Genomic DNA, 13338 nt, shown 5'->3' with positions numbered 1-13338 from the left:
GGGGAGTGCCTCGACAACAGGCACTCCCGAAAGGCGACACCGATGGACTCTTCACCGACCTCCGCCGACTTCGACGTGATCATCGCCGGGTGCGGACCGACCGGCGCGATGCTGGCCGCCGAGCTGCGGCTGCACGACGTGCGGGTACTCGTCCTGGAACAGGAGACCGAGCCGGTCTCCTTCGTGCGCATCGTCGGCCTGCACATCCGCAGCATCGAGCTGATGGCGATGCGCGGACTGCTGGACCGACTCCTCGACCACGGCCGTCGGCGCCCGGCCGCCGGGTTGTTCGCCGCCATTCCCGCACCCGAGCCCGCCGGGCTCGATTCCGCGCATGCCTACCTGCTGGGCATCCCGCAGCCGGTCCTCGTCCGGCTGCTCGAAGAGCACGCGGTCGACCTGGGTGCGCGGGTCCGGCGCGGTCGTGCGGTCACGGGCATCGAGCAGGACGACGACGGTGTGACGGTCACGACGGCCGACGGCGAACGGCTGCGGGCGCGCTACCTCGTCGGCTGCGACGGCGGACGCAGCACGGTGCGCAAACTGCTCGGCGTCGGCTTCCCCGGCGAGCCCTCGCGGACCGACACGTTGATGGGGGAGATGGCGGTGGACGCGCCGCCGGACGAGATCGCCGCCGCAGTGGCCGAGGCCCGCAAGACCGACCGGAGCTTCTCGCTCACCCCCTTCGGGGACGGGATGCACCGGGTCGTGGTCTCCCTGAAGGGGCTCGGTGATCGCACCGAGCCGCCCACGCTCGACGACTTCGCGCGCCGGTTGCGCGCCGTGGCCGGGACCGATTTCGGTGTGCACTCGCCGCGCTGGTTGTCCCGGTTCGGGGACGCCACGAGGCTGGCCGACCGCTACCGGGTCGGGCGGGTGCTGTTGGCGGGCGATGCGGCGCACGTCCACCCGCCCGCCGGGGGACAGGGGCTCAACCTGGGGGTCCAGGACGCGGTGAACCTCGGCTGGAAGTTGGCCGCGCACGTGCGCGGCCGGGCACCCGAGGGGTTGCTGGACACCTACGAGAGCGAACGCCGTCCGGTCGCGCAGGACGTGCTCGACAACACCCGCGCCCAGGTGGAGATCCAGTCCGACGGTCCGGGCGCACGGGCCGTGCGGCGGCTGCTCACCGAGCTGATGGCCGTCGAGGAGGTGAACCGGCTGCTGATCGGGAAGATCATCGCGATCGACCTGCGCTACGACTTCGGCGCGGGTCCGGACCTGGTCGGCCGCCGGCTGCGCGACGTGGACGTGGCGTCGGGCCGGCTCTACGACCTGCTGCGGCGAGGTCGGGGACTGCTGCTGGACCGCATCGGAGGCCTGGGAGTGGGGGACTGGTCGGACCGGGTCGACCACCTGGCGGACGCCACCGCGGCGGTGGACGTCCCGGCCCTGCTGCTGCGGCCCGACGGTCACGTGGCCTGGGTCGGCGACGACCAGCGGGAGCTGGACGGGCACCTGACGCGCTGGTTCGGCTGATGCCGTGGAGGACGGCGCGAGAGCGCCGTCCTCCACGTTAGTATTCTCGATTATTTCAGTGTTGATCGAAAATATTTCTAGCAACCGACGTACTTACGCAGGTGCCTGGCCGTCAAAGTGCCCGCTGAGGACACCAGGTCCTCCGGCGTGCCGGTGAACACGATCCGCCCGCCGTCGTGCCCGGCGCCGGGACCCAGGTCGACGATCCAGTCGGCGTGCGCCATCACGGCCTGGTGGTGCTCGATCACGACGACGGTGTTGCCCGCGTCCACCAGGCGGTCGAGCAGGGCGAGGAGCTGGTCGACGTCGGCCAGGTGCAGGCCGGTCGTCGGCTCGTCGAGTACGTAGGTCGCGGACTTCTCCGCCATGTGGATGGCGAGCTTCAGGCGTTGCCGCTCGCCGCCGGACAGCGTGGTGAGGGGCTGGCCCAGGCCGAGGTAGCCCAGGCCCACGTCGACCAGCCGGTCCAGGATCGCGGCGGCCTGCTTCTCGATCAGGAACTCGCGGGCCTGCGCCACCGGCATGGCCAGCACCTCGCTGATGTCGCGCCCGCGCAGCTTGTACGCGAGCACCTCGGCGGTGAACCTCTTGCCCGCGCACTCCTCGCACACGGTCGCGACCCCGGCCATCATCGCGAGATCCGTGTACACCAACCCGATGCCCTTGCACTTCTGGCAGGCACCGGCCGAGTTGGCGCTGAACAGCGCCGGCTTCACGCCGTTGGCCTTGGCGAACGCGGCGCGGATCGGGTCGAGCAGGCCGGTGTAGGTGGCCGGGTTGCTGCGCCGCGAGCCGCGGATGGGGGACTGGTCGACCAGCACCACGTCGGGCCGGCCCGCGAGCGAGCCCTTGATCAGCGACGACTTGCCGGAACCCGCGACGCCGGTGACCACGGTGAGCACGCCGGTCGGCAGGTCCACGCTCACGTCCCGCAGGTTGTGCAGGGTGGCGCCGGTGATGGCGAGCGTGCCGGTGGGCGTGCGGACGGTGTCGCGCAGCCGGGCGCGGTGGTCGAGGTGGCGTCCGGTGAGGGTGTCGGAGGCGCGCAGTGCGTCGACGGTGCCGGTGAAGCAGATCCGGCCGCCGTTGGTGCCCGCGCCGGGACCGAGGTCGACGACGTGGTCGGCGATGGCGATGGTCTCGGGCTTGTGCTCGACGACGAGGACGGTGTTGCCCTTGTCGCGCAGTTGGAGCAGGAGGTCGTTCATGCGCCTGATGTCGTGCGGGTGCAGGCCGACGGTGGGTTCGTCGAACACGTAGGTGACGTCGGTGAGCGCGGAGCCGAGGTGGCGGACCATCTTGACGCGCTGGGCCTCGCCGCCGGACAGGGTGCCGGACTGGCGGTCGAGGCTGAGGTAGCCCAGGCCGATGCCGACCAGCGAGTCGAGGAGTTCGCCCAGCGTCGTGAGGACCGGTGCCACGGACGGGTCGGAGATCTTGTCGACCCACGCGGCCAGGTCGCTGATCTGCATGGCCGAGCACTCGGCGATGTTGAGGCCGTCGATCCTGGACGAGAGCGCCGCGTCGTTGAGGCGGGCGCCCGCGCAGGACGGGCAGGTGGTGAAGGTGACGGCGCGGTCGACGAAGGTGCGGACGTGGGCCTGCATGGACTCGCGGTCCTTGGCCAGCATGAGCCGGTTGACCTTCACCACGAGGCCCTCGTAGGTGACGTTGTTCTTGCCGACCTTGACCTTGGTCGACTCGCGGTGCAGGAAGGCGTCCCACTCGTCGTCGGTGAAGTCGGCGAGTTTCTTGTCGGGGTCGAAGAAACCGGACTGGATGTAGGTCTGGACGTACCAGTTGTCGACGGTGAAGCCGGGGACGGTGATCGCGCCCTCGTTGAGGGATTTGGTCCTGTCGACGAGTTCGTCCACGTCGATGGTGGAGACGCGGCCGAGGCCCTCGCACTCGGGGCACATGCCCTCGGGGAGGTTGAAGCTGAACGCGCCGGAGGTGCCGACGTGCGGCGTGCCCAGGCGGCTGAACACGATGCGCAGCATGGTGTGGGCGTCGGTGGCGGTGCCGACGGTGGAGCGGGAGTTGGCGCCCATGCGTTCCTGGTCGACGACGATGGCGGCGCTGAGGTTGCGCAGGGCGTCGACGTCGGGTCGGCCGAGGCTGGGCATGAAGGACTGGACGAACGCGGTGTAGGTCTCGTTGATCAGTCGCTGGGACTCGGCGGCGATGGTGCCGAACACCAGGGAGGACTTGCCGGAGCCGGAGACGCCGGTGAACACGGTGAGGCGGCGTTTCGGGATGTCGACGGAGACGTCGGCGAGGTTGTTCTCCCGGGCGCCGCGTACCTCGATGACGTCGTGGCTGTCGGCGATCGTGCCCATGCCTGTATCCCCCATGTTTATGGCGTAAGGTTTGGATCGAGAGTGGGACTTTACACCATAAGGAGCGAGCGCGTGGCGGTCGTGTACCCGGGCCAGGGCGATCCGCGCCGGTCGATTCCGCTGTTGTGGCGTGAGCCGTCGGACAAGACCGGGTTGACCCTGGACGCGATCCTGGACGCGGCGATCGCCGTGGCCGACGAGCACGGCATGGCCGCGTTGTCGATGCGCGCGGTGGGGGAGCGGCTGGGCCGCACGGCGATGGCGTTGTACACGTACGTGCCGGGCAAGGCCGAGTTGCTGGACCTGATGTACGACAAGGTGCTCGGCGAGCTGCCCGACGGGTACGACCTGGCGGCGGGGTGGCGGGCGGCGTTGATGGCGTGGGCGGAGGACGCGCGGGCGTTCCACCTGCGGCATCCGTGGATGTTGGAGGTCTCGCAGGCGCGGCCGGTGCTGGGACCGAACGAGTTCCGGATGCTGGAGGCGCTGGTCGCGATCGTGCGGTCGACCGGGTTGGCGCCGTCGCGCGCGCAGGCCGTGGTGGGCGTGGTGATGCAGTTCGTGCGCGGCACGGCGGCGATGGTGACCGAAGTGCGGCGGGCGGCGACGGTGACCGGGGTGTCGGACGAGGACTGGTGGTACGCGCGGTCGGGGGTGCTGACCGAGGTCGTGCCGGATTTCGGCGAGCGTTTCCCGAACGCGACGTGGTTGGGCGCGGAGGAACCGCCGCCCGTCGAGGACGACCCGTGCGCGTCGTACCTCGAGCGGGAGGCGATGCGGAATTTCCGCGTGGGGTTGCGGGTGTTGTTGGACGGGGTGGAGGCGGCGCTCGGCGGTCAGGGGGTCGAGGAACATCGGAACGAAAACCGGCGCTGAGCCTTCGTCGGTACTTCCATCCTTCCCCGGAGGCGATCGCCGAGATCACCGGCCTGCTCGCCCCCGGCGACAGCCGACACTGATCGTCACGTGCTGGAGAGACGCCAAAGCGAAGTGACCTCTGCGACGCGGGCGGAGTGGAGGGGATCTGCGGTGTCCCTCGCTCGTGGATGCCGCGGCCGGGTGTCAGTCCTGTCCACCACGTGCAGACCCGCTGCCTTGACGCCGGCCAGAAGTTCGCTGCGCGTCCTGAGCCCGAGGCGCTCGGCCAAGTCCGACAGGATGAGCCATCCTTCACCTCCCGGTTCGAGATGCACGGCGAGTCCGTCCAGGAAGTCGCGGAGCATGCTGCCGCCCGAGTCGTAGACGCCTTGCTCCACGGCGGAGGTGGGCCGGGCTGGAGGTTGCAGACGATGAGGTCCGCGCTCCCGTCGGGAAACAGGCCGGGGCCCACGATGTCGATGCGCCCGGTGAAGTGCAGCCGGCGGACGTTCTCGCGTGCGCAGGCCAGGGCACGGGGACTGATGTCGGTGGCCACGACGCGGTCGATCCCCCGGCGGGCCAGGACGGCGGCGAGTACTCCCGACCCCGTCCCGAGGTCGAATGCGGTACGGCGACCCGCGCGACGGGCCGCCGGTGCGGGGAGCGGTGCCTGTGCGACGAGGTCGACGTATTCGCCCCTGACCGGGGAGAACACGCCGTAGTGCGGGTGAATGCGAGCGTCGAGGGCCGGTACCTCCACTCCCTTCGTGCGCCACTGATGCGCTCCGATCACGCCCAGTAGTTCGGTGAGCGAGACGGCCATCGGCTCGGACGGCGGGCCGTACGCCTCGGTGCATGCCTGGCGCACATCGGGGGCCCTGCGCAGGTTCAGGCGGTAGTCGCCTTCCAACAGGACGAGGAGCCTGCCGAGCACGCGGGCACGGTGGCCGCGGGCCCTGCGGTGCAGGTGGAAGGACTCTGTCGGGCTGCCGCCTGGCCGGGAAGGTTTCCGGTCGACGCGGCGGCCCATCGCTTGCAGTAGTCGACGTGCGTTGTGGAAGTCGCCGTGCCACAGCAAGGCGGTTCCTTCGCAGGCCAGACGGTAAGCGGCGTCGGCTTTCATCCGGTCGTCCGCGCGGATGACCCGGCTGGGAGGCGGTGTCGCGCTCTCGGAATGCCAGTGGGCGGAACGGGGGTGTTCGTCTCGGTCCAGTGGATCGTGGACACCACGTACTCCTCGTGATCGAACGTGCAAGGGCACGAAGAGCACTTCGACGAGGAGCAGGGCAAACGGCCCGTGCCGCGGCACGGGCTCGTGTGTCAGGGCAGGTAGGGCTACCGCTCCCGCGTCGAAGCGCGAGAGGAGGAGTCGCCGAGAACCATGCCGAGTGTCACGACCAGCCCTTTCAGAGAGGTGGGGTAAGAGGCTCGCACAGCCGTTTCTCCGCAGGCAAACCAGCCCATGGGCCGGCGGGGAGAGCTGTCCCCGCCCAATGCGGCTCGTCACTCGTCGGTGGCGTCCTTGTTCGGGATGCCGGGAATCGCCGTGGTGCCGCAGCAGGGACGCCTTGCCGTCCACCCCGTACCGCGATGGCTCTGCCATCCGACTCCGATACCCGCGTGCCGGGCGGCACGGTCGGCAGGGCGTCGAGCACCGTCGGCTGACCGGTGCTCGGCAGCCCGTAGAGGCTGTCCCACAGCCGCTGGTTCGCCGCCTCGCGTACTGAGGCGAGCGGCCGGGCGAGCGTCGTCACGCCGGGCAGCAGCACACGGCGCTCGCGCAGCCATCCCACCGCCGCGTCGAACAGCGCCTTCGGGCCCTCCCCGGTCGTCCAGGCCCGCGCGTCCACCCACACCCGCGGCTCGGCTTCCGCCTCGGCGAAACGACTGCCGAGGGCTTCGGCCCCGAAGAAGTCCGGTTCAAACGCTCTCAGGAGCGCCAGAGGCTTGGCGCCGGTTTTCGTTCCGATGTTCCTCGACCCCCGATCAGGCGCCGGTCTCGCCGTCGATCAGTTCGCGGACGATGTCGAGGTGGCCGACGTGCCGGGCGTATTCCTGGAGCAGGTGGAACAGGATCCAGGCCAGCGTGGGGGCGGGTTCGGCGCGCGGCCAGTGCTCGACGACGTCGTCGAGTGCCGCGGCGTCGGAGATGCGGCGGGAGCGGACGACCTGCTCGACGTAGAACTCGCGGACGCTCTCGAAGGTGTCGTGCTCTTCCAGGACCCACTCGGCGCGGGGCACGTCGGGGTTGCCGCGCGGGTTCTCGACGTCCTCGCCCGCGAAGTACAGACGCAGCCAGCGCAGTTCGACGTGGGCGAGGTGTTTGACCATGGACAGCGGGGTCCAGCCGGAGGGGACGAGCGGGGTGCGCAGGGCCTCGTCGGACAGGCCGTCGAGTTTGCGCAGCACGGTGTCGCGGTGGAAGTCGAGGAAGCCGCGCAGGAGCGTGGCGGGGTCGGCGAGGGTGAGGGCGGGTTCCTCGCCGCGTCCGATGCGGGCGTGGACCTCGCCGTCGACGGTGGCCGGCACGGCGCCGGCGCGGCGCAGGGCGGCGATCATGGGCGTGTTGTCGGGTGTGGTGCGGGCGGTCATGGTCGTGACCCACAGGGCGTCGGCGTAGGTGCGCAGTTCGCGCAGCGTTTCGCCGGCGTAGCCCTGGCCGCGGTGGGAGCGGGCGATCCACATGCCGAAGTCGCCGTCGGGGGTGAGGCGGGCCATGCCGACGGTGCCGACGTCGCGGATGACGATCTCGTAGACGTCGGGTCGCAGTCCCCGGTAGAAGGCGCGGAACTCGTCCTCGCGGTCGGGGGTCCAGCCCGGTGGCATGACGTCGGCGGGGTCGGCGTCGTCGACCGCCAGGCGCAGCAGGCGTTCGAGGGCGTCGTCGTCGAGGGCGCGGAGCCAGGTCATCGGGCGAGGTCCTTTTCCAGGGGCGTGCGGAACTTCGGGACGAACCGGGTGTCGCCGAGCAGGTCGGCGAGCCGGTGCGCGTGGTCGGTGATCGCGGCGGTGGTCTCGGTGCCGACGTCGGCGAACGTGGTCCAGGCGATCTCGCCGTCGGGTCGTTGGGCCCAGGCGCCGACGATGCGGCCGTCGGCCCAGACGGTGGGGCCGATGTTGCCGTAGGCGTCGAAGAGTTTCGGTTTGTGCCCGGGGTCGAGGTAGAAGTCGCGGCCCTGCCAGCCCATGGCCGTGGCGTCGAGGGAGGGCAGCAGGGCGACCCAGGGCGGGCTGTCGGGGGAGTCGACGTCGCCGGGCAGGACGAAGCCGGTGCCGTGGTCGAGGGCGACGGGTTCGGCGCCGATCGCGGTGAGGGCCTTGCGGACGGCGGTGAGGGTCCAGCCGGTCCACCACTTGACGTCGGCCTCGGTGCCGGGGCCGTAGGCGGCGAGCCAGCGGCGGACGAGTTCGGCCTGGGCCGCGGCGACGTCGAGTGCGGGCCGGGGGTCGGCCGGTGTCCAGCGGAACTGGGTGCTCAGCCAGGTGCCGCGCGGTCGCGAGCGGCGGATGCGGCCGTCGGCGGCCAGGACGCGCAGGACGCGGCTGGAGACGTTCTGCTTCGTCTCGTACTTCTTGCCGGGTGCGACGAGGACCTGTTCGCGCAGGGCGGGCACGGCGGCGGACAGTTCGGCGGCGGTGGCCTCGCCCCGGTCGCGCAGGGCGTCGAGGGTGAGCCGTTCGACCTCGGCGAGGCGGGCGGCGTCCCAGCCGACGCCCTCGGCCAGGTATTTGAGCAGGCCGGCGCGTTCCTTGGCGGCGATGCCGCGGGCCGCGGCGGCGTCGACGACGGGTGCGGCCCCGGTGGTGAACGCGAACATGGTGCGGCGCATGCACAGCAGCCGGGTGAGGGTGGCGCGTTCGTAGAAGGCGTCCTCGACGGCCTTGATCGACGGGTCGGCCAGGCGGGCGCACGCGGACAGGTAGACGGTGGCCGCGTCGGTGGCGTGCAGTCCGACGACGGCGTCGGCGACCTGCTCGACGGTGTCGGCCGGGTGGGCGAGGAGGTGGCGCGGGCCGAGTCGGGCGCGTCGGTCGTGGTCGGTGATCCTGGCGAGCGTCGTCACGGGTGTCATCCTCGTCGGATCTAGGCTTCCCGCGACAGCGGATTGCGGGCGGGGAGTGGGCATGTCGGCGACCAGGTTGCTGGTGCTGGGGGTGGTGCGCGGGTACGGCCGCGCGCACGGCTACCTGATCGGCACGGACCTGATGGCGTGGGGCGCGGGGGAGTGGGCGAACGTCAAGTGGGGGTCGATCTACCACGCGTTGCGGCAGTCCACGAAGGACGGTTGCCTGCTGGACGTCCCGGTGACGGCGACGCGGACCGACTACGAGCTGACCGTGAAGGGCGAGGAGGAGTACCTGCGGTTGCTGCGGGACGCGTTGCGGCGGCCGGAGACGCGGCCGGACCTGTTGGCGGCGGGGTTGGCGTTGCTGCCGTCGTTGCGCCGGGAGGACGCGATCGGGTTGTTGACCGAGCGGTCGGCGGCGTGGGAGGCGCGGCGGGAGGCGGCGGCGGAGCAGGTGCGGGCGTGGAGCGAGCCGCCGCACGTGCGGGAGTTGTACGGGTTGTGGGAGCACTCGGCGTCGTCGGGCGCGGAGTGGGCGCGTGGCCTGATCGGACGGCTGGCGGCCGGGGAGTACGCGATGCGGGGCGAGCCGGGTTCGCCCGGGGAGCCCGGGAGCTGGGTTACACTCAAACTTGAGTAGCTAGGGGGAAGCGCTGGATTCCGGACTGGAGCGGTACGCGGTCGCCTTCGCGCCCGCCGACCCGCCACGCCTGTCGACCATGGTCTTCTACGGCACGGGGGACGAGCGCGCCGTCGTCGCCGTGCCCGAGGGCGGCACCCGGGAGGTGCCCGCCGTCCGGCTGCCGATCGCGCGGGCCGTGCCCGTGCTGTCCCGCGCCCGCCGCGCGCCGGACGCCCACCCGGCCGCCGGGTTCTGGGGAGCGGTCGTCGTGGCCGCGTTGCGCCTGGTCGCCCGGGGCCGTGTCCGGCCGGCGGTGACCGACGGCGACTTCGACGCCTGGCGCGTCGGCCCGCTCGACGCCGCCGACCACGCCGCGGTCGCGGCCCTCGCCCGGGCCATGCCCGCGCACGCCCGCGCGCTGCCGCTGCCCGGCACCTCACCGGCCGAACTGCCCGACGCCGAACCGCTGATCAGGGCGTTCTTCGACGCGGTCGCCGACGGGCTGCCGCGGGGCTCGGCGGCCGTGCACGCGGCGGGCACGCCCGAGTTCACCGGGCACGAACCGCGCAAGGTGCCGCACCTGCGCGCGTGGGCGGACGAAGGGGTGCGGATCTCGCTGCGCGTCGAGGGCCCGGACGAGTTCCGCGCGGTCGTCCAAGTGCACAGCCTGGCCGATCCGACCTCGGTCGTGGACGCCGCCGAGCTGTGGTCGGGCGCGTCGCCACGCACCCGGTCCGCCGCCACGGTGGCGGTCCGCCGGGCCGCGCGGGCGTGGCCGCCGCTGGAGGAACTGCTGCACCGGCCGGTGCCCGACGGGATCGCGTTGGCCGACGCGGACGTCACCGACCTGCTCGCCGACGGCGTGGTCCTGCTGTCGGCCGCGGGCGTGGACGTGCACTGGCCCAAGGACCTGGTGCGCGACCTGTCCGCCCGCGTGGTGGTCCACGCCGACCGGGGCGACCGGCCGTCGTTCTTCGGCCCCGACCAGGTCGCGGCGGTGGACTGGCGGCTCGCGCTGGGCGACGACCCGTTGACGCCCGAGGAACTGGACCTGCTCGCCCAAGCCCACCGGCCCGTCGTGCGGCTGCGCGACCGGTGGACGCTGGTCGACCCCGAACTCGCCCGGCGGGCACGGGAACGCGACCTCAAGCCGATGTCCGCGATCGACGCGCTGGGCGCGGCGCTGTCCGGCAGCACGGAGATCGACGGCACCCGAGTGGAGGTGGTCGCGTCCGGGTGGCTGGAGGACCTGCGGGAGCGGCTGTCGGCGGCCGACCTCGAACCGGCGGAACAGCCCGCCGCGCTCGCGGCGACCCTGCGCGACTACCAGTTGCGCGGTCTGCGCTGGCTGGACCGGATGACCTCGCTGGGTCTGGGCGGCTGCCTGGCCGACGACATGGGACTGGGCAAGACGATCACGCTGATCGCGCTGCACCTGCACCGGGGCGGCGGGCCCACGCTGGTCGTGTGCCCGGCGTCGCTGCTGGGCAACTGGCAGCGCGAGATCGAGCGGTTCGCCCCCGGCACGCCGGTGCGCCGCTTCCACGGCACCGGCCGGGAGACCGCCGACACCGGGTTCGTGCTCACCACCTACGGCACCATGCGCCTGGACGCCGACCGGCTCGCCGAGGTCGAGTGGGATCTGGTCGTGGCCGACGAGGCGCAGCACGTGAAGAACCCGACCTCGGACACGGCGCGGGCGTTGCGCCGCCTGCCCGCCCGTGCCCGTGTGGCGTTGACCGGCACGCCCGTGGAGAACACGCTGTCGGAACTGTGGGCCGTGCTGGACTGGACGACGCCCGGCCTGCTCGGCACGCTGCCCGCGTTCCGCGCCCGGTGGATCAAGCCGATCGAGGCCGACCGGGACGAGGCCGCCGCGCGCCGGTTCGCCGCCCTGATACGTCCGTTCCTGTTGCGGCGGCGCAAAGCCGACCCGGGCATCGCGCCCGAGCTGCCCGCCAAGACCGAGACCGACCGGCCGGTGGCGCTCACCCGCGAGCAGGCGGGGCTCTACGAGGCGGTCGTGCGGGAACTCATGGCCGAGGTCGCCGACGCCACCGGCATCGCCCGGCGCGGCCGGATCGTGAAGCTGCTGACGGCGCTCAAGCAGGTGTGCAACCACCCGGCCCACTACCTCAGGGAGTCGGCGCCGGTGCTGACCGGGCGGTCGGGCAAGCTCGAACTGCTCGACGAACTGCTCGACACCATCCTCGCCGAGGACGGCGCCGTGCTGGTGTTCACCCAGTACACGGCCATGGCCCGGCTCATCGGCCGGCACCTGACCGCGCGCGGGATCGACAGCCTGTTCCTGCACGGCGGCACACCCGTAGCGGCGCGCGAGGACATGGTGCGCCGCTTCCAGGACGGGCAGGTGCCGGTGTTCCTGCTGTCGTTGAAGGCCGCCGGCACCGGGCTGAACCTGACCCGCGCCGACCACGTCGTGCACTACGACCGGTGGTGGAACCCGGCCGTGGAGGACCAGGCCACCGACCGCGCCTACCGGATCGGGCAGACCCGGCCGGTGCAGGTGCACCGGATCATCGCCGAGGGCACGATCGAGGACCGCATCGCGGAGATGCTGCGCGCCAAACGGTCGCTGGCCGACGCCGTGCTCGCCCGGGGCGACGCGGCGTTGACCGAGCTGACCGACGCCGAACTGGCGGACCTCGTCGCGTTGCGGAGCGGGTCGTGACCGAGCGCGTGCGGGGCTACCCCGCGTTCGGCAAGGGCGCCCGGCGGACCCGGTCGTGGTGGGGACGGGCCTGGCTCCAGGCGTTCGAGGACACCACGCTCGACCAGACCGTCGTGCGGCAGGGCCGCAAGTGGGCCAACGCGGGCCTGGTCGGCACGATCACCGCCGGCCCCGGCCGCCTGGCCGCCACGGTCGCCGACAACGACGACGCGTTCCACGCCACCGTGTCGCTGCCGGTGTTCACCGACGCCGAGTGGGACCGGTTCCTGGCCCAGGTCGCGGTCAAGGCCGGCTACCTGGCCGCGTTGCTCGACCGGGAACTGCCGCGCGAACTCGTCGAGGCGGCCGACGACGTGGGCGTGCCGCTGCTGCCCGGCATCGGCGACCTCGACCCGGACTGCACGTGTCCGGGCTGGGACACGCCGTGCCGGCACGCGGCGGCGCTGTGCCACCAGGTGGCGTGGCTGCTCGACGCCGATCCGTGGCTGGTGCTGCTGGTGCGCGGGCGCACGCAGGACGAGGTGGTCGCCGGTGCCCGGCCGCGCATCCGGGGCGTCCCGGCGGCGGAGGCGTTCGCGGCGGTCGCGGGCGAGCTGCCGGAGTCGCCGACCGGACCGGACCCGGTGGCCCTGCCCGACCTCGAACCGGTGCCGGGCCTGGACGTGGAGGTGCTCGCGCTGCTCGTCGCCGACGCGGCGGCCAAGGCCCGCGACGTGCTGGCGACCGGCGAGTGGCCGTCCTACGACGACCGGCGCGACCGCATCCGGCTCGCCGCGACCGTGCCGGAACTGGCCGGGCGGCTGGGCGCCGATCCCCGGGCCGTGGCCGCCTGGCGGCAGGCCGGGCCTGCCGGGTTGGCCGCGTTCGAGGACGCGTGGACCCCGTCGAAGGCCGAGGCGTCCCGCGCGGCCGGCGCCTGGCACCGGGCCGAGCTGCCCGAGGCCGCCGTCACCCGCAACAGGTGGACGGTCGCGGACCGGCAACTGCGCCACGCCCGCGACGGCCGCTGGTTCGGCTACGTGCGCCGGGACGGCGGGTGGTGGCCCGCCGGTCCGCCCCACCGCGACCCCGGTACGGTGTTCGCCGACCTGTAGGCAGCCGAAAACACCGTTCACACCAGACAAGATCCACTTCCGGATCAATCGCCGTGAAGTCGCCTCCCCGACACCGCCGCGACATCCGTGCGTCAATCCGATTGACGCCGCTCCGGACCGTCGGAAAAACTGTGCGCGCAACGGAAAACCAGCGTCGAGGAGTCGCCGTGCGGGTCGTGGACAGGGG

General features: G+C 72.3%; 9 protein-coding genes and 1 pseudogene. 5 read left to right on the top strand and 5 right to left on the bottom strand.

Annotation, left to right across the window (positions count from 1 at the left end; all coding sequences use genetic code 11):
• Positions 1-42 precede the first annotated feature (42 nt).
• Positions 43-1479 carry an FAD-dependent oxidoreductase gene (locus F4559_RS16555; protein ID WP_184669747.1) on the top strand — a complete coding sequence of 479 codons (1437 nt, stop codon included), beginning with the start codon at positions 43-45 and terminating at the stop codon, positions 1477-1479.
• A 77-nt stretch (positions 1480-1556) separates the two neighbouring features.
• On the opposite strand, the gene F4559_RS16550 is transcribed toward F4559_RS16555, so the two are convergent.
• The gene (locus F4559_RS16550; RefSeq protein WP_184669745.1) at positions 1557-3818 is read right to left on the bottom strand and encodes an ATP-binding cassette domain-containing protein; all 2262 of its coding nucleotides are present in this window, start codon (positions 3816-3818) and stop codon (positions 1557-1559) included.
• A gap of 72 nt (positions 3819-3890) precedes the next feature.
• On the opposite strand from F4559_RS16550, the gene F4559_RS16545 reads away from it, so the two are divergent.
• Complete coding sequence (locus F4559_RS16545) at positions 3891-4694, top strand: TetR/AcrR family transcriptional regulator (RefSeq protein WP_184669743.1); 804 nt, start codon at positions 3891-3893, stop codon at positions 4692-4694.
• A gap of 460 nt (positions 4695-5154) precedes the next feature.
• Here the strand turns inward: F4559_RS16545 and F4559_RS36370 are convergent.
• The 4 genes and pseudogenes from F4559_RS36370 to F4559_RS16525 all read right to left on the bottom strand — a co-directional run.
• A pseudogene (locus F4559_RS36370) lies at positions 5155-5499 on the bottom strand (50S ribosomal protein L11 methyltransferase); the annotation flags it as partial.
• A gap of 583 nt (positions 5500-6082) precedes the next feature.
• Entirely contained in the window at positions 6083-6526 is a 444-nt protein-coding gene (locus F4559_RS36745; RefSeq protein ID WP_221447256.1) for a DUF4158 domain-containing protein, read from the bottom strand.
• Between the two features lie 136 nt (positions 6527-6662).
• Positions 6663-7586 (bottom strand): GNAT family N-acetyltransferase, encoded by a 924-nt coding sequence (locus F4559_RS16530; protein ID WP_184669740.1) that lies wholly within the window; start codon positions 7584-7586, stop codon positions 6663-6665.
• Positions 7583-8749 (bottom strand): winged helix DNA-binding domain-containing protein, encoded by a 1167-nt coding sequence (locus F4559_RS16525; RefSeq protein WP_184669738.1) that lies wholly within the window; start codon positions 8747-8749, stop codon positions 7583-7585. The genes F4559_RS16530 and F4559_RS16525 overlap by 4 nt, the downstream gene beginning before the upstream one ends.
• A gap of 52 nt (positions 8750-8801) precedes the next feature.
• Between F4559_RS16525 and F4559_RS16520 the strand changes: the two genes are divergently transcribed.
• The 3 genes from F4559_RS16520 to F4559_RS16510 are packed head-to-tail and all read left to right on the top strand — an operon-like array spanning position 8802 to position 13151.
• Complete coding sequence (locus tag F4559_RS16520) at positions 8802-9383, top strand: PadR family transcriptional regulator (protein WP_184669736.1); 582 nt, start codon at positions 8802-8804, stop codon at positions 9381-9383.
• Positions 9384-9396: 13 nt separating this feature from the next.
• Positions 9397-12057, top strand: coding sequence for an SCO1167/SCO6262 family helicase (locus F4559_RS16515; protein ID WP_513851429.1), 2661 nt, complete (start codon positions 9397-9399; stop codon positions 12055-12057).
• Complete coding sequence (locus tag F4559_RS16510; RefSeq protein WP_184669732.1) at positions 12054-13151, top strand: SWIM zinc finger family protein; 1098 nt, start codon at positions 12054-12056, stop codon at positions 13149-13151. The genes F4559_RS16515 and F4559_RS16510 overlap by 4 nt, the downstream gene beginning before the upstream one ends.
• Positions 13152-13338: the final 187 nt, after the last annotated feature.

Origin of the sequence: Saccharothrix violaceirubra (assembly GCF_014203755.1) — a bacterium.
Taxonomy (GTDB): Bacteria; Actinomycetota; Actinomycetes; order Mycobacteriales; family Pseudonocardiaceae; genus Actinosynnema; species Actinosynnema violaceirubrum.
This window is presented reverse-complemented; position numbering and strand designations above follow the sequence as displayed.

Excerpts from the sequence above, each read along its gene's own strand:
- F4559_RS16555 (WP_184669747.1), top strand. The coding sequence starts at position 43 with ATGGACTCTTCACCGACCTCCGCCGACTTCGACGTGATCATCGCCGGG.
- F4559_RS16530 (WP_184669740.1), bottom strand. The coding sequence starts at position 7,586 with ATGACCTGGCTCCGCGCCCTCGACGACGACGCCCTCGAACGCCTGCTG.
- F4559_RS16525 (WP_184669738.1), bottom strand. The coding sequence starts at position 8,749 with ATGACACCCGTGACGACGCTCGCCAGGATCACCGACCACGACCGACGC.
- F4559_RS16550 (WP_184669745.1), bottom strand. The coding sequence starts at position 3,818 with ATGGGCACGATCGCCGACAGCCACGACGTCATCGAGGTACGCGGCGCC.
- F4559_RS16520 (WP_184669736.1), top strand. The coding sequence starts at position 8,802 with ATGTCGGCGACCAGGTTGCTGGTGCTGGGGGTGGTGCGCGGGTACGGC.